Source organism: Agrococcus carbonis, assembly GCF_900104705.1.
Taxonomy (GTDB): domain Bacteria; phylum Actinomycetota; class Actinomycetes; order Actinomycetales; family Microbacteriaceae; genus Agrococcus; species Agrococcus carbonis.
In genome coordinates this window covers 2174004-2189651 of the sequence record NZ_LT629734.1, presented here as the reverse complement: position 1 = coordinate 2189651, position 15648 = coordinate 2174004, and the positions used below count along the sequence as shown (strand labels likewise).

The window sequence follows — 15648 nt, the reverse complement described above, 5'->3', positions numbered from 1 at the left end:
CTCGGGACCGCACATTCAAGTCCGATGCGAGCGTGCAGACGCCGCCAACGGGCTCGACGCACCCCACGAGAGGTCATTCCCATCCCACGGCAGCTCGCGCGCCCGGGCGATCGTGATCTTCGATGCAACGCCCCAATTCCAATCGGGACAATCGCGCTCAGCGAGCAGCCGGACGCTGAGATTACGCGGCTCGATCCCGCCCGGCAACGTTACCCAAACCGCGTTCTCCGGCCGCCATGCGCCGATATCCTGCCGGAAGAGTTCCTCGCCCCCGGCGCGGACGCTGTAGTGAATGTAGCCGCGGAGAGCGGCCTGCTCGCGCAGGGTTTGGCGGATAACGATTTCGACGCGGCTTGATCGGGCAGCCGCGGGAAGGCAGAGTTCCCATTCGACGAAGTCGCCAGCCTTCGGAGCACGAGCAGCGAAGCCGAATGTGCAACGTGACGGGTGGCCTTCATGCACGTGGTGCACGACGGCTCCCGGGTGACTCGCAGAGCCGGAATACACGTGCGCGGCTGTGAGGTCGATCCGTGACTCCTGGGCCACGTCAATCGGGGGCCCATGGAGCCAGCGACGCTCGGGCTGGTGCCCAATTGCTGGCGCTGGGACCCCACGCACCGCCGACTTCGCCAGCGTGTTCGCGAACTCAGCCATTGCGTTGCGAGCGGTTGTTTCGATCATTCGCATGGCCTCCGTCGAGGAGGGACTCAGGGCGCCATCGACGAGCGCCGCCCGCAGCAACGACCCCACGTCACCAGCCTTCGCCGTCAATGGCAACAGCCAGGATTCCCGCCCGAGTTGCGCGAAGTGCGCGTTGACCTTTCTGTCGTACGACAGCCCGATGGTCGGCCGCGTCAAGCGGTGAGCCAGAAGGCAGGCGTGCAGTCGCATCGAGACAACAGCGCGAGCACCCTCGATCACGCCAACCAATTCAGCCAGGCTCGCATCGACTGGCATGGCGGATACCTTTACGTCCGGGTCGCCGTCTCGGCTTGTCATCGACGCCACGTCGATGGGCTCCATCGGCACAGTGACGACGGCCAAGCCGAGTCGCGCAGCGGTTGCAAGAACGCCGCGGCGCAGCCGATCGACATCCGACCCGTCGCCCCAAGGCCGCAGATTCAGAACAATGTAGGGCTCCTCTGGCGCCTCCGACGGCTTCGATGGGGGCAGCTCGAGCGCGAAGACTGGGTCAGGAGCGACCCGCGGCTCCACCGACCAAGCGTCCCGGATGCCGTCGAGCCACGCTAGCGACTCTTCATCCCGCAGCGTGACGGCATCAGCGAGCGACCCCACTAGACGCACGGCGGCCCTGGCTGCCTGATCGCGCAACGGCCCCACGCCCATGCCGATCACGTGAAGCGTTCCGCCGTACGCTCGCACCATGAGCGGGAGCTGGGCGAGGTGCGCAGGCGACACCCTCGCGCCACCGAACATCCCGGCGATCCCGCCCGCGTCTGCGATCGAGTAGTCGTGCCACAGGCCGCCGGGGCCGAGGACGATCGCGGCCGCCTCTGCGGCGAAGCGTTCCGCAGCGACGAGGTCCTCCCGCTCGAAGGACTGGAAGCCATAGTCTTCCTCGATCGCTCGCGCATCGACGCCGGCCACCACTGGTAGCAAACGCGGGTCCGCAGCGCGCAATGCTGAAACCACTGCATTCAGGAGAAGATCGTCGCCTCGATTGCGCGCGCCGTAGAACCCAGAGATGATCACCGAGCGCAGTACATCCGAGAAGGCATCCGCGCTCGCCCAAGTGTCCGAGGACACCATGCGCTCGAGAATGGCGAGCCAGCGATCCTCCAACAGATGATGGTCGACGAGGCTGGCGAACGCGCGCGTTCGCAGCTCTTCGAACGCGTTAGGTCGAGAGCGCAACTCGGCAAGTCGCGCAACCAGATCTTCAGGACCAGCGATGCGGACGATCTCGGTCCCCGGAACGAAGAACTCTTCGACCGCGGACCCGAGGTCGGTAAAGAGAACGGCTCCGGCGGCGATCGATTCGAAGACGCCACGCGCAATAGACGGTGTCCCTCCGGACAGCGCTAAGTGCGCGTCCACGCCGCGCGCCAGTTGCACGCGCTCGTCGATGGAGTGCGCGGCAGCGCCCGGTACGGGCCACGCTTCTCCCACAACCCTGACGTTCAGCCCCTCCAACCGGCCGGCGAAGTCCAGCGTTGCTCGCGCGACATCAGGCGTTGCCGGATCAGCATCCTGGAAGGTGATCAAGTCGGGGAGACTCCCGCGGTGAGGTTGAACCCGATGCAGCACCCAGGCGCGATCGACTGACGGCGGCAGCACGTCGGTGTCGTTGGCGCCGCGCTCTAGCCACGCAGCAGCAACGGCTGACGAGGGTGCGAGGCAGCGGTCGAAGCCCCCAAACCAAGCATCGGCGACCATCGATGCCTGCGTGGCAGATGCGGGCAGCCCGACAGATGCAACCCCTCGTTCGCGGAGCCAGCCCGCGACTTCCTCTGTGAGCCCCACCCTTCCAGAGGCGACGACGAGAAGATGAGGCCGGAACTCGTCGAACGCCGCGCTCAGGGGATTGGGATCGAAGGCGAGCAGCAGAGGATCGTCGCGCCACCTGCGGGTTGCGCGATGGTGACGCTGCAAGTCGATCTCGAAAACCGCGTGTCCCAGCGCCCGCAACGCACGGGCGTTCGCTGCAGCAACGCTCGATGAAGTCTGGAGATCGTCACCGGCCAGCATGATGCGCAGAGGCATGGGGCGGTCATACTGTTTGCCCCGCAGACGCTCTCGCTGGAGCTCGACGCTCTCTCCAAGAGGTGGCCCCTCAGGTGCCCTCGTCGCACGCTGCGCCGTGTTCACGCCAGCCTCTTAGGCCATGCCCAGATCTCGGACGCTGCTGGCGCGCACGAAGCCCAGCCGTTCTGCCGACCCGATGACGTCCGGGTCGACCGCTGCCCGCAGAATTGCTTCGAAGATCGTCTTAGGAGGAGCGGTGTGGCCAGCACCCCAGTCCTCACCGCGTAACCACCACACGCGATTCTCGGGATGAAGCGCCTCGAAGAACGGCGCCGCGTGGTTAACCAGATGAAAGTGATCAGCGGCGTTCTGAGCGTAGAGCACCGTCGTATCGACCGGTCGGCGGTATACGCTGACCAGGTCGTCAATCACATCTATCGGGATCCTTGTGATCGGGTTAGCACCTTCGATACCGAAAGCGATACGCGCATAGTTTTCTACCGCTGCAGCGCTGTATTTTGCGATCGACGTCTGCGGATTCGAGACCACGGCATATGAACCCGGAAAGCGGGACGCGAAGAACAAGCTGGCGAAGCCGCCGCCCGACGACCCAAAGAATATCCATCGACGGACTTCGGGTCGATCGTCAATGATGCGCTGGAGAATCGCTTGGAGGGCCGATTGGACTCGTTGTCGAGACGAGCCCGCAAACCAGGCCAGGTTGAGCCCTGGGTCGAGCATGAGGCTGGGGTCGCTGATGAAGATGCGGTTTGCGGGGATGTCTTTCGTCACACCCTGCCCGGCCATGTATGGCAACCGGAAGTCCGGGGTCACCGCCCCGTGAAGCGAGACGATGGTGACGTCGTACCCGCGATCGTTGACTTGCAGATCGATCGGTAGACCGCCGTCCCGGACGACGTTGTAGCCGGGGGGCACCGCGGAGGAGCGTACGAAACTGCGAACACTCGCGTATTCGGTAATGCGATGCAACGCCGGGTCGATGAAGCGTTGCCGTTGGGAAGGGGAAGCGAAAGTCGTCAACGGAAGAGACCCTTCGTGTCGACCACGATCTTCTGGCTCAGCAGGGCTCGGTCAAGCTCCTTGAACTGGTGGTGGTCGACGAGTGCCAGCACGATGTCCGCGCGCTCGATAGCGTCCTCCATCTCAGCGAGCTCCACGTTGATGCGCTCGGTCAGGGACGACGGCAGCTCAACCACGTTGGGCTCAACAACGAGCACCTGTGCGTGCTCCATCTCGGCGGAGAGCCGCTCGACGATCGCCTTCGACGGCGACTCGCGCAGGTCGTCGATGTCGGCCTTGAAGGCGATTCCGAGCGCGGCGATGACCGGCTCGCGGAACTTCGCGGCCTTCGCCATCACCTTCTCGAGCACGTACTCGGGCTTCGCGTCGTTCACCTCGCGCGCGAGGCGGACTAGCTTCGCGTCCTCCGGCGCTGCCGAGACGATGAACCACGGGTCGACGGCGATGCAGTGGCCTCCGACGCCGGGGCCGGGCTGCAGGATGTTGACGCGCGGGTGGTGGTTGGCGAGCTCGATCAGCTCCCAGACATCGATCCCCTGCCGGTCGGAGATGATCGAGAGCTCGTTGGCGAACGCGATGTTGACGTCGCGGAACGCATTCTCGGTAAGCTTCGCCATCTCGGCGGTGCGCGCGTCGGTGACGAGCAGCTCGCCCTTGCAGAAGCTCGCGTAGAGCTCTCGCGTCATCGCCGACGCCTCGGGCGTGGTGCCGCCGATGATCCGGGCGTTGTCGACCATCTCGATCATGATGCGGCCGGGCAGCACGCGCTCTGGGGCGTGCGAGAAGTACAGGGAGTCGGGCCGGCCTGGCTCAGCGACGAGGTCTGGCCGCTCGGCGAGGATGACCTCCGCCATCTGCTCGGTTGCGCCAGGAGGCGACGTCGACTCGAGGACGACGAGTTCTCCACCGGTCAGGTTCGGCGCGATCGCCCGGGCTGCCGCCTCGATGTAGGAGAGGTCGGCCTTGTGGTCGGTCGTGAAGGGCGTGGGCACCGACACGATGTAGGCGTCGGCCGCGGGCGTCTCTAGTTGCGCGCGGAACTTGCCCTGCGCAACGGCGCCTGCGACGACGGTCTCGAGTCCCTCTTCGACGAACGGCACCCGACCCGCGTTGATTGCATCCACCGTCGACTGCTTCACGTCGACGCCGATGACCGTCTTGCCCGCTTGTGCGAACACCGCCGCCGTAGGGAGCCCTATGTATCCGAGTCCGATGACGCAGACGGTCTGCAGGGTCTTCATGGTTCGCTTCCTCACGCGGTGTCGTCACAGATCAGCTGTCCTCGTGGCTGCGAACGGCGCGTCAGCGCGCCCGAAGCAGAGGCATACGTTCTTCCAATCTTGTCAGACTGAGGTAAACGCGGAGTGTCGCGCGAGCGGCGCACGGGCGGGTCGCTGCTCGAACGCGGCTATCCTTGAGGGCGATCGGACGGCGAGCGACGTCGTCCGCGCGACCCAGGAGCCCCGTGTCTGAACCCGACAGCAGCGCCGCGCGCGTGCTGGTCTTCGGCAGCTGCGTGGCCCGCGACACCGTCGAGTTCGCCGAAGCCGACAGCGTCGATCTGCGGGCCTACGTCGCGCGGCAGTCGCTCATCTCGGCCGGCGACGACGCGAGCAAGCACCTGCCCGAGTCCCTCGGGCTGTCGTCGAAGTTCCAGGAGCGGATGATCCGCAATGACTTCGCGGGCAACCTGCTGACGCGGCTCGAGGGCCTCGCCGACGAGATCGACGTGCTGCTGTGGGACTTGGCTGATGAGCGCCACGGCGTGCACCGCTTCCCCGACGGGACGATCGCGACCCGCAGCATCGACACCATCCGGGCCGAGACCGTCTCTGCGGTGCTCGAGCAGGCCGAGCACATCCCCTTCGGCACCGACGAGCACTTCGCGCTGTGGAAGGCCAAGGTCGACGCGTTCGACGCGCGGCTGCGCGAGCTCGGACTCTTCGACCGCACCGTGGTGCTCGAGGTGCCGTGGGCGCTGCGCACCACCGAGGGCAAGACGACGCCGTGGAGCATGGGGGTGCGCGCAGGCGACGCCAACAAGCACTACCGGCGCTACTACGACTACCTGCGACAGACCGGGCACAAGATGGTCGAGCTGCCCGTCGAGGTCGTGCTCGCCGACCCCGACCACAAGTGGGGGCTCGCGCCGTTCCACTACACGCCCGAGGTCTACCGCGAGGTGCTGTGGCAGCTGCGCGAGGTGCACGGGGTGCCGGGGCTCCGGCCCGCGGCCGAGCCCGACGCATCCGACGACTGAACCCGGAGCCGATGCGGCGCGGGCGACCTCAGAGCAGGATGTGCTCGGTCGCGCGCCCGAACGAGTGCACGTCGCTGTTCGCGAGGATGCGCTCGTCGTCGATGCTCCAGGTGTGCCCGCGGGCTGAGCGCAGCTGCAGGAAGTTGAAGCGGTCGGCGCTGTAGATGCCGCCGCCGGCGGCGAGGATAGCGCGCTGGAAGGCGGTGTCCTCCCCCAGGGTGCGATCCTCGAACGGCGTCGCCTCCCACGTGGCGCGCGGACCCACCATGGTCGGGCCGCCGACGAGATCGGTCCAGCGGTGCTCGCGCTCGGGCGACTGCAGCACCGTCGCATCCGCCGACTCGAGGTAGAGGTAGCGGGCGTGCTTGCCGACGAGCTCGGCGCCCGAGTAGTCGAGCGCAAAGCACGAGTCGAGCAAATAGTGCTCGCCGTAGAGGTCGTCGTCGTCGAGCTTCGCGACGATGTCGCCGTCGGTCGCGGCGACCAGCCGGTTGAGGTTGGCGCCGAGGCTCGTCTCGCGGCCGGCGCGGAGCACGACGAGCTCGGCGAGGCCGGCCTCGCGGGCCATCGCCTGCAGCTCGGCCTCGTCGGCGTCGAAGCCGTGCAGCAGCAGGGCGAGCTGCACATCGACGCCCACCTGCCGGCCCGCGGTCTCGATGATGCCCGGCACGAGGTGCGGGCGGATCGTAGGGGCGACGACGCTCACGCGCGGTGCGTGCCACGCCGCCGCATCCGTCACGCCCACCGACTCGAGCACCTGCGTCGCACGGCGCGAGAAGGTGTGCTCGCGCCAGATGCGGCGCTGCGCGAGGTGCACCTGGCGGTCGCGCAGCTCGGGCGAGCGCACGAGGGCGCGCAGCACGAGCGCGGCCTCCTCGCGGTCGTCGACGATCGAGATCTCGCGCTCGTCGAACCAGTGCTCGACCGCGGGGCTGCGCGTCGTGACGACGGGCGTGCCGCTCGCGAGGATCTCAAACACGCGGCGCGCGAGCATCGTCGGGCTGTCGACGACCGAGTTGACGTTGAGCATCACCTTGTGCGCCCGGTAGGCGGTCAGCATCCGGTCGTAGTCGAGCGAGCCTCGCACGTACGGCTCGAAGGCCTCGGGGAACCGGTACTTCGGGTCGTGCTCGAAGCGCGAGTAGATGTCGAAGTCGATCGGGCGGCGCTCGGCCACGTCGGCGGCGGCGCCGAGCAGCAGATCCATCTGCGCCTGCCGCTCGGGGAACTTGTGGCTCCAGTAGCTGCCGCCGAAGCCGATGTCGAGCTGCTGGTGCAGCCCCTGCTGGCGCATCGGGTGGTGCAACGCGGGCTGCGCGGCGAAGCCCAGCACCTCGATGCGGTCGTGGCCGAGCGCCTCGCGGTAGCGCGGGATCATCGCCTCGTCGGTCGTGAACACGCGGTCGAAGAGCCGCGCCGTCTCGAGGAAGTCATCGAAGTGCGGCGGGTCCTCCTTGTTCCAGAAGACGGTGGGGATGCCGTGGTCGCGGCAGTGCGCGACGAGGTCGCGGAGCGCCTGGGGCGGCGCCTTGGGCCCGCTCAGCTGGAACTTCCACGCGCCGTTCGAGCCCGACCACGCCGACTCGACGAAGAGCAGCTCGATCGGCTCGCGCGCGAGCTGCTCGCGCCACTCCTTCGGCTTCAGCTCGACGACGGCGAACTCGTAGCCCCACGCGGCAGCCGAGAAGGTGTCCATGATCACGCCCACGCGCGTGCCGGGGCGGCGGGGGCCGCGGCCGGCGACGGGCCAGACGGGCATCCCCTGGCGCAGGTCGCTGCCCTGCCCTCGGGCGGCGCCGTTGCGTTCGGCCATGCCGCGCCGCTGCAGCCAGGAGCGCAGCTGCCGCGGCCCTCCGGTGCGGAGGTGCCACAGGCCGGTGCGGAACGTCTGCAGGGGCTTCACGCGTCCATCCTCTCGCGCATCGGCGCGCCGCTCGCCCAACCCGCGAATCCCCCTCCTTTACGATGGAGGCATCCCCCACACCTAGGAGCGTCATGCGCGTGCTGTTGACCGGCGGGGCGGGCTACATCGGCTCGCACACGGCGATCACCCTGATCGAGCATGGGCACGACGTCGTCATCGTCGACGATCTGTCGAACAGCTCTGAGGAGGCGGTGCGCCGTGCGGCTCGCCTCGTCGGCCGGGATCTGCCGCTCGTCGTGGGAGACGCGGCCGACAGCGCGCTCCTCGGCCGAGTTATGCGTGAGCATCGGGTCGACGCTGTCATCCACTTCGCGAGCCTCAAGTCCCCGAATGCGTCGATCTCGCACCCGCTTCGCTACTACCGGGTGAACATCGACTCGGCGCTCGCCGTGCTCGAGGCGATGGCAGACTGCGACGTGCAACGGCTGGTGTTCTCGTCCTCCGCCGCGGTCTACGAGCGACCCGGTCCTCTGCTTGACGAGCAAGCACCGAGCGGGCTCGACCTCGCGCATCCGTACGGCCGCACGAAGGCGATGATCGAGGCGATCATCGCGGACGCCGGCGTCGCGAACGAGCGACTGCAAGCGGCAGTGCTGCGGTACTTCAACCCCGTGGGGGCGCATCCGTCTGGAGAGATCGGTGAGGATCCGCAAGACATTCCGAACAACTTGATGCCGTACATCTCGCAGGTGGCAGCCGGCGTTCGCGAGCAGCTCCAGATCTTTGGCGGGGATTACGACACTGCGGACGGGACAGGTGTACGCGACTACATCCACGTGCTCGATCTCGCCGAGGGCCACGTTGCGGCCCTCGAGGCTCTGGAGCCGGGCGTGCTGACGGTGAACCTCGGCACGGGCCGAGGCGTCTCGGTGCTCGAAGCCGTGCGCGCCTTCGAGGACGTGGTCGGTCGCAGGCTGCCGCACCGCATCGTGGCTCGGCGAGACGGCGACTCGGCACATGCGACGGCGAATCCCGCACTCGCACATCAGCGCCTCGGCTGGCGCGCTCGCCGTGCGTTCGACGAAGCGGTCGCCGACGCGTGGCGGTGGCAGCGCGCGAATCCGCGCGGGTACCGCTCGTAACACCTTCCTGGCTACCGCCATGACCGAGCGAGGCAGCTCCTCCACCACACCGCTCCGCACGCTCGGCGCGGTCGGGCTCGCGCTCGCGGTGCCGGCGGTGCTCATGGTGACGCTCTGGCCGACGCACTTCCTGCTGCGCGCCAAGCCGCGCATCGTGCGCGGGCTCGAGTGGTTCCACACGCGCGGCATGCTCGAGTGGGTGTACTGGACGCGGCTCGAGGTGCTCGCGAACGTCGCGATGTTCGTGCCGCTCGCGCTGCTCGTCACCTTCGTGCTGGGCGCGCGGCGGTGGTGGCTCGCGCTGCTGCTGTGCGTCGCGCTCTCGGCCGGCGTCGAGCTCGCGCAGCACGTGCTGTTGCCTGGGCGCGTCGCGACCGTGCGCGACGTGATCGCGAACGGGCTCGGCGCCGCGATCGGGGTGCTGCTCGCCACAGTGATCGAGGGGATCGTGCGGCTCGCTCGGCGGCGTGCGGCGTCGCCGCCGACGGTCGCGCCCCCTCGATAAGCCCAGCTCGGCTGACCGCCGTCGCTCGCCCTTCGCTGGCCGACGCGGCGGCTCAGCACGGGCGGCACCGCAGCATCTGCTTCTCCTGAGGCTTCTGCCGCCGTGCGCGCCGAGGCCCTACGCTCCCAGCAGCGAGGAGGTCAGCGTGGTCACGGAGCTGAACCGACAGACGAGCACCCCCGGCGCGGCCGGTGTGCCCGGCAGGGCAACGGCCACCGTGCTGCTCTGCTCCGCCGGCCGCCGGCCGTACCTCGTGCGGTGGTTCCGCGAGGCACTGGAGCGCAACGGCGTCGCGGGCCGGGTCGTCGTCGCGGACGCCGATCCGTACGCCCCGGCCGCCGCGTCGGCGGACCGCTTCATCCGCTCCCCGCGCATCTCGGAGCCCGGCTACGAGCACTGGCTGCGCGCGGTGGTCGTCGAGCACGAGGTCGATCTCGCACTGAGCATCAACGACTTCGAGCTGTCGCTGTGGTCTGAGCTGGAACCCGTGCCACCGGCGCTGCTCGTGCTCGGGCGAGACGAGCAGCGGATCGTCGAGGACAAGTGGGCGATGGCCTCGGCGGCCGCCGCCGTCGGCATCGACGTGCCCGCGACCTGGCTCGGATCCGCCCTCCTGAGCGGTGAGGCGCAGGGCGAGGGCGAGCGCTTCGTGGTGAAGTCGCGGTTCGGCAGCGGGTCGGCGGGGCTGCGCTTCGCCGAGGCGCGCGACCTGCGCGACGCCGTCGCGGCCGCAGCAGCCGAGGTGCTCGACCGGCGCGGCCAGCGGGTGCTCGAGGGCGACGACCCTGCCGCCCAGATCGTCGTGCAGCAGCGCATCGACGGCGTGGAGTACGGCGTCGACGTGCTCGGCGACTTCGAACGCCGCTACGCGGGGTGCCTCGCGCGGCGGAAGCTCGCGATGCGGCACGGCGAGACGGAGCGGGCCGTCTCGGCGGAGGCCGAGCCGTTCGGGGCGCTGACGCGGCAGCTCGCATCCCTGACCCGGCACCGCGGCGTCATCGACAGCGACGTGATCCTCGACCCCACGGGCCGCGCGTGGCTCATCGACGTGAACCCGAGGTTCGGGGGCGGCTACCCCTTCTCGCACCTCGCAGGCGCCGACGCGCCATCGGCGATCGTCGCGTGGGCGCTCGGGCTGCCGGTCGACGCCGGATGGCTGCGCTCGCGACCGGGCGTGGTGTCGGCGAAGGCGGTCGACGTCGTCCGATCGGAGGCGGCCGCGACGTGACGGGGCGTCCCGCGCGAGCGCAGAGACGACCCTCGACAGCCGCGCCCCTCGGGGCCATGCTGGCCCCATGGCTGACACCTTCCACCACGAACCCCCGTACTCGATCGGCGTCATCTGCGGCAGCATCGCCGCCTCGTCGATCAACCGGCGTCTCGCGAACGCGATGATGAAGCTCGCTCCCGAAGACCTGCAGTGCTCCTACATCGAGATCGACAAGCTCGGCCTCTACAACCACGACCTCGACGGCGACTACCCGCCCGAGGCGCAGGAGCTCAAGCGGCAGATCGAGTCGTCCGACGGCATCCTCATCGTGACGCCCGAGTACAACCGGTCGATCCCCGGCGCGCTCAAGAACGCGATCGACTGGGCATCGCGCCCGTGGGGCACGAACTCTCTCGCGCGGAAGCCCGTCGGCATCGCCGGCGCATCGCCGGGCGGGATCGGCACTGCCGTGGGGCAGCAGCACCTCAAGGCGATCATGTCCTTCTGCAACGCGCCGCTGATGAACGAGATCGAGGCCTACATCACGTTCAAGGAGGAGGACTTCGACGACGACGACAACTGCACGAACGAGTCGACGAAGGGCTTCCTGCAGAGCTACATGAACGCCTACGACGACTTCGTCCGCCGCGTGCTGACGGTGGTGCCGCAGCAGCGCTGACGCCTCAGGCCTGCGATCGCGTGCGCGGTCAGGGCAGCGCGCAGCCGATCGCGAGCTCGCTCAAGGCACGCGCCAGCCGCGGCGCGTACTCCTCGACCGTCGCCGCGCGTCGGCGCGCCCGCACCACGTGCGTGAGCCCTCGCGCCGCGCACGCCGCCTTGACGACCGAGCGCGAGAACGCCGCGTGGCCGCGGTCGAGGATCGAGACGACCGCGTGCGCGGTCGGCGCGTGGGCGACCCGCTCGAGCGTGAGCGTGAGCTCCTCGAGCGTGAAGACGCGGTGGCGGGCGAGCAGCGGCCGGGCGAGGCCCCGCAGGTGGTCGGCGTCGAGGCCGATGACGAGCTCGGCCTCCCGGCACGCCGCGAGCTGCGCGCTGCGCGACGGCTCGAGCTCGAGGTCGAGCGCGCGCACGTCGACGGCCGCCGCGAACCGCTCGCGGCCGAGCGCCTCCCCCACCTCGTCCAGCACGCGCGCGATCACGCGCCGCGAGCGCTCGGCGTCGCCGTCGTAGACGGCGAGCACCCGGACGGTGCGCTCGGTCGCCTGGGCGCGGGGGCGGGTGAGGAGGATCGGCACCCTGCAAGCGTAGAAACTTTGCCTGTCTGACATGCCGCGCGCCGATCAAGATCGGCTCAGCGTCGGGGTCGCCGAACGCCGCGCGACGGCACTGCTGAGCCGATCGCGCGCCGCGCGACGGGCCGCGCTGAGCGCCCGGGAGCAGACTGCGCTCGGGAGCATCGCCGCACCGTCGGGTCGTGGAGGCAGTGATGGAGGACGCCGCACCGCAGCGCGCAGCGGACATGGCGCGCGTCCCGGCCCCGGCGTCGCCCGAACCCGCGCCTCCCCCGCGGGCCGCATCCGCACCGACCGACGCGCATCCGGAGGTCGCGGCCGCGCGAGCGCGACGACGCTCGTGGCTGCTGCGCTGGGCGCTGCAGCTCGGCGTGCCGCTGCTCGTGGGCTCGCTCACGCTCGTCGCGACCGCGTGGCAGATCGGCTCGGAGCTCGAGCGCACGCGCGAGGCCGAGCAGCGCACGCTCGCGATCTCGGGCAACGTGCAGATGCTGCGCGCCGCGAGCGCCTACCAGGCGGCCAACACGGCCCTCGCCGACCACATGGCGCGCAACGGCTACGACGAGTGGCCGGGCACCGACGAGGAGCTCGCCGCCGCGCTCGCCGAGGACGAGCGCTACCTCGACCTCGTGCAGGACGTGAACCTCGCGCACGACGACGTCGCGAACGCGTTCAACGAGCTGCTCGTCTACGGCGACAGCGACGCCGTCGCCGCGGCCCGCGTGATGATCGACGAGATGGTGGGCTTCGACTCGCGCGAGCTGCCCGTCTCGGAGGACTACGCGAGCGCGCAGGACCGGTTCGTGCGCAACATGTGCGAGCAGCTGAGCAGGTCGCCCGAGCAGTGCACGCTCAAGGCGCTGCGCTGACGCCGTCGCACGCCGCGTCGCCGTGGGAACGGCACTCCGTCCTGCGGCGCTCCGGCGGCTGCACCGGCAGCAGCCCCTCCACGAGGGTCGCGGTGCGCGTCGCGCCGCCGAGCGTCGCGAACTCGTCGCTGATCGCGCGCGCCCGCTCGCGGAACGACGGCTCGCGCAGCACCTCGCGCACGGCGTTCCGCACCCGGATCGGGCGCGGCTGGCGCGTGCGCAGATCGATGCCGGCGCCCGACCACGCCACGCGCGCGGCGATCTCGGGCTTGTCGAGCGAGCCCCCCGCGACCACGAGCGGCACGCCCACCGACAGCATCTCGAGCACGCCCACCCATCCGCCGTTCGTGACGCCGACGGATGCGTGGGGCGCGACCGCGGCGAAGGGCACGAAGTCGACGAGCCGGGCATTCGCCGGCACCTCGACGGGGAACGCGACACCGGCGGTCGTGCCGACCACCCGCACGGGGTCGTGCGCCAGGCCCTCGAGCGCCGGCACGAGCAGCTCGCGCGGGTCGGTCTCGAACGTGCCCTGGGTGACGAGCACGACCGCGCGCGGCTCGCCCGCGAGGGTCTCCGTCCACAGCGGCCGCTCGTCGAGGTGCGCCTCGCGCGGCGCCAGCAGGCCGACGAACTCGACGCTCGCCGGCAGGTCGCCCCGCGGCCACTCGAGCAGCGGCGAGCCGGTCGCGATCACGAGGCGCGGCGAGTAGAGCGCCTCGCCGAAGGGCTTCCCGCGCGGCAGCCCCGCTTGCGCTCGCACGGCTTGCCACGCGCGGTCGAGCGAGCGCGAGGCGGTGGGCACGAGCGCCCGCAGCACGCGGTCGCGCACCCGCCCCATCACGCCCTGCCCCGGGCGCAGCGCGAGGCCCGCCGGCGGCAGGTCCTGGCTCGGCAGCGAGAGCGGCACGAGCGAGATCGTCGCCCACGGCAGGCCGAGCCGCTCGGCCGCGAGGGCGGTGCCGACGGCCATGACGTCGCCCACGAGCGCGTCGAAGGGGTCGCGCGCGTGGGCCGCCGCGATGTCCTCGAGCTGCCCGGCCGCCGTGCCGAGCAGCAGGTCGCGCAGGGTGCCGAAGCTGCCGAGCAGCCCCGGCCGGTCGACGCGCGGGAAGGTCGCGGCGACGTGCAGCTCGTCGAAGTCCTGCGCGTCGCGCCACTGCACGACCTCGCACCCGAGCTCGTCGAACGCATCCGCGTAGGCCGCGCCCGTGTAGGCCGTGACGCGGTGGCCGCGCTCGAGGAGCGCGGCGGCGACCGCCGTCATCGGCCGAGCGTGGCCCGCGAACGGCATCGCGGTCACGAGCAGGTGTGCCATGGAGTCACGGTAGTCGCGCTTCGCCCCGGCGGACGGGAATTGACGAACACTGTTACAGAGGCTGAGCATCCTGCGTCTTCCCTGCGGCGCTCGCGAGGCTCCGCTCACGGATCCGCGCGACAGGAGCGCGCCGTCGCGCCGCAGCGCCTCGAGAATGAGAGGGTGAGCCGGGCGCCTCCCACCGGAGCGCCGCGTGCCCGCCCGAAGGAGCGCCATGACCCTCGACATCCCCGCCCTGCGCGCCCACTTCCCGTCGCTGTCGAGCGGCATCGCCCACTTCGACGGCCCCGGCGGCACGCAAACCCCGGCGATCGTCGGCCAGGCCATCGCCGGCACGCTCGCCGCTCCCCTCTCGAACCGCGGCACCGTCACCGAGGCCGAGCGGAACGCCGACGCCGCCGTCGCCGCGTTCCGCAGCGCCTACGCCGACCTGCTCGGCGCCGACCGCCGCGGCATCGTCTACGGGCGCAGCGCCACGCAGCTCACCTACGACCTCTCGCGCGCGATCGCCAAGACCTGGCGACCGGGCGACGAGGTCGTCGTCTCGCAGCTCGACCACGACGCGAACGTGCGCCCGTGGATCCAGGCGGCGGATGCGGCGGGCGCCGTCGTGCGCTGGCTGCGGCTCGATCCCGCCACGGCCGAGCTCGACCTCGCGTCGCTCGACGAGGTCATCACCGACCGCACGCGCCTCGTGGCGGTGACCGCCGCATCCAACCTGCTCGGCACCATGCCGCCCGTCGCCCGCATCGCCGAGCGCGCGCACGCGGTCGGCGCGCTCGTGCACGTCGACGGCGTGCACTACACCGCGCACGCCGCGGTCGACATGGCCGCGCTCGGCGCCGACCTCTTCGTCTGCTCGCCCTACAAGCTCTACGGCCCGCACTGCGCCGCGCTCGCCGCTGACCCGGCGCTGCTCGAGACGCTGCACCCCGACAAGCTGCTGCCCTCGACCGACGAGGTGCCCGAGCGCTTCGAGCTCGGCACGCTGCCCTACGAGGTCATGGCGGGCGCGACCGCGGCGGTCGACTTCATCGCCGGCCTCGGCACCGGCGCGACGCGGCGCGAACGGCTCGCGAGCGCCAACGGGAAGATCGAGCGCCACGAGCTGCGCCTGCGCGCGCGCATCGAGGAGGGCCTCGCGGGCCTCGGCGACCGCGTGCAGCTGCACTCGATCGCCCCCGAGCGCACATCGACGCTCTTCTTCACGACCCCCGGGCGCGACCCGTTCGAGGTCTCGCGCGCGCTCGCCGATCGCGAGATCGCGGCGCCCGCGGGCACCTTCTACGCGCACGAGCCCTTCGCGGCGCTGGGGCTCGACGCGGAGGTGCGGGCGGGCGTGCGCGTCGGCCTCGCCCCCTACAACGACGACGCAGAGGTCGACCGGCTGCTCGAGCGGCTCGCCGAGGTGCTCTGAGCCCGACGCGGCCGTGACCGCGGCCGGGGCCGGACGGCCCCCGCCCGCTCAACGCATCCTCAG

13 protein-coding genes are annotated in these 15648 nt (G+C 70.3%); 7 read left to right on the top strand and 6 right to left on the bottom strand.

Annotated elements, in window-relative coordinates; genetic code table 11:
• Positions 1 to 15: 15 nt before the first annotated feature.
• From BLT67_RS10555 to wecC, 3 genes are all read right to left on the bottom strand, one after another.
• On the bottom strand, positions 16 to 2724 hold the full coding sequence (locus tag BLT67_RS10555; RefSeq protein WP_092666979.1) for a polysaccharide pyruvyl transferase family protein: 2709 nt from the start codon (positions 2722 to 2724) through the stop codon (positions 16 to 18).
• A 114-nt stretch (positions 2725 to 2838) separates the two neighbouring features.
• Entirely contained in the window at positions 2839 to 3747 is a 909-nt protein-coding gene (locus BLT67_RS10550) for a hypothetical protein (protein ID WP_157674325.1), read from the bottom strand.
• Complete coding sequence (gene wecC, locus BLT67_RS10545) at positions 3744 to 4988, bottom strand: UDP-N-acetyl-D-mannosamine dehydrogenase (RefSeq protein WP_092666977.1); 1245 nt, start codon at positions 4986 to 4988, stop codon at positions 3744 to 3746. The genes BLT67_RS10550 and wecC overlap by 4 nt, the downstream gene beginning before the upstream one ends.
• A gap of 224 nt (positions 4989 to 5212) precedes the next feature.
• Here wecC and BLT67_RS10540 point away from each other — a divergent pair, with 224 nt between their 5' ends.
• The gene (locus tag BLT67_RS10540) at positions 5213 to 6007 is read left to right on the top strand and encodes a DUF6270 domain-containing protein (protein WP_157674324.1); all 795 of its coding nucleotides are present in this window, start codon (positions 5213 to 5215) and stop codon (positions 6005 to 6007) included.
• 28 nt (positions 6008 to 6035) lie between these two features.
• On the opposite strand, the gene BLT67_RS10535 is transcribed toward BLT67_RS10540, so the two are convergent.
• Entirely contained in the window at positions 6036 to 7910 is a 1875-nt protein-coding gene (locus tag BLT67_RS10535) for a glycosyltransferase (RefSeq protein WP_231945472.1), read from the bottom strand.
• A gap of 92 nt (positions 7911 to 8002) precedes the next feature.
• Here BLT67_RS10535 and galE point away from each other — a divergent pair, with 92 nt between their 5' ends.
• The 4 genes from galE to BLT67_RS10515 all read left to right on the top strand — a co-directional run bounded on the left by galE (position 8003) and on the right by BLT67_RS10515 (position 11407).
• Positions 8003 to 9013, top strand: a complete 1011-nt coding sequence (gene galE / locus BLT67_RS10530) for a UDP-glucose 4-epimerase GalE (RefSeq protein ID WP_092666975.1) — start codon at positions 8003 to 8005, stop codon at positions 9011 to 9013.
• A gap of 19 nt (positions 9014 to 9032) precedes the next feature.
• The gene (locus BLT67_RS10525) at positions 9033 to 9518 is read left to right on the top strand and encodes a VanZ family protein (protein ID WP_092666974.1); all 486 of its coding nucleotides are present in this window, start codon (positions 9033 to 9035) and stop codon (positions 9516 to 9518) included.
• Positions 9519 to 9663: 145 nt separating this feature from the next.
• Positions 9664 to 10746, top strand: coding sequence for an ATP-grasp domain-containing protein (locus tag BLT67_RS10520; RefSeq protein WP_092666973.1), 1083 nt, complete (start codon positions 9664 to 9666; stop codon positions 10744 to 10746).
• 67 nt (positions 10747 to 10813) lie between these two features.
• A complete protein-coding gene (locus BLT67_RS10515; protein WP_092666972.1) occupies positions 10814 to 11407 on the top strand; it encodes an NADPH-dependent FMN reductase in 594 nt (197 codons plus the stop codon).
• A 28-nt stretch (positions 11408 to 11435) separates the two neighbouring features.
• On the opposite strand, the gene BLT67_RS10510 is transcribed toward BLT67_RS10515, so the two are convergent.
• Positions 11436 to 11984 (bottom strand): hypothetical protein, encoded by a 549-nt coding sequence (locus BLT67_RS10510; protein ID WP_092666971.1) that lies wholly within the window; start codon positions 11982 to 11984, stop codon positions 11436 to 11438.
• 191 nt (positions 11985 to 12175) lie between these two features.
• Between BLT67_RS10510 and BLT67_RS10505 the strand changes: the two genes are divergently transcribed.
• Positions 12176 to 12850 carry a hypothetical protein gene (locus BLT67_RS10505; RefSeq protein WP_092666970.1) on the top strand — a complete coding sequence of 225 codons (675 nt, stop codon included), beginning with the start codon at positions 12176 to 12178 and terminating at the stop codon, positions 12848 to 12850.
• Here the strand turns inward: BLT67_RS10505 and BLT67_RS10500 are convergent.
• The gene (locus tag BLT67_RS10500) at positions 12834 to 14168 is read right to left on the bottom strand and encodes a glycosyltransferase (protein WP_157674323.1); all 1335 of its coding nucleotides are present in this window, start codon (positions 14166 to 14168) and stop codon (positions 12834 to 12836) included. The two genes, BLT67_RS10505 and BLT67_RS10500, sit on opposite strands and share 17 nt — an antisense overlap.
• Positions 14169 to 14382: 214 nt before the next feature.
• Between BLT67_RS10500 and BLT67_RS10495 the strand changes: the two genes are divergently transcribed.
• Positions 14383 to 15585 (top strand): cysteine desulfurase-like protein, encoded by a 1203-nt coding sequence (locus tag BLT67_RS10495; RefSeq protein ID WP_092666968.1) that lies wholly within the window; start codon positions 14383 to 14385, stop codon positions 15583 to 15585.
• Positions 15586 to 15648: the final 63 nt, after the last annotated feature.

Coding starts and splice junctions, on each gene's coding strand:
- BLT67_RS10555 (WP_092666979.1), bottom strand. CDS start 2,724: ATGCCTCTGCGCATCATGCTGGCCGGTGACGATCTCCAGACTTCATCG.
- wecC (WP_092666977.1), bottom strand. CDS start 4,988: ATGAAGACCCTGCAGACCGTCTGCGTCATCGGACTCGGATACATAGGG.
- galE (WP_092666975.1), top strand. CDS start 8,003: ATGCGCGTGCTGTTGACCGGCGGGGCGGGCTACATCGGCTCGCACACG.
- BLT67_RS10525 (WP_092666974.1), top strand. CDS start 9,033: ATGACCGAGCGAGGCAGCTCCTCCACCACACCGCTCCGCACGCTCGGC.
- BLT67_RS10515 (WP_092666972.1), top strand. CDS start 10,814: ATGGCTGACACCTTCCACCACGAACCCCCGTACTCGATCGGCGTCATC.
- BLT67_RS10505 (WP_092666970.1), top strand. CDS start 12,176: ATGGAGGACGCCGCACCGCAGCGCGCAGCGGACATGGCGCGCGTCCCG.
- BLT67_RS10500 (WP_157674323.1), bottom strand. CDS start 14,168: ATGGCACACCTGCTCGTGACCGCGATGCCGTTCGCGGGCCACGCTCGG.
- BLT67_RS10495 (WP_092666968.1), top strand. CDS start 14,383: ATGACCCTCGACATCCCCGCCCTGCGCGCCCACTTCCCGTCGCTGTCG.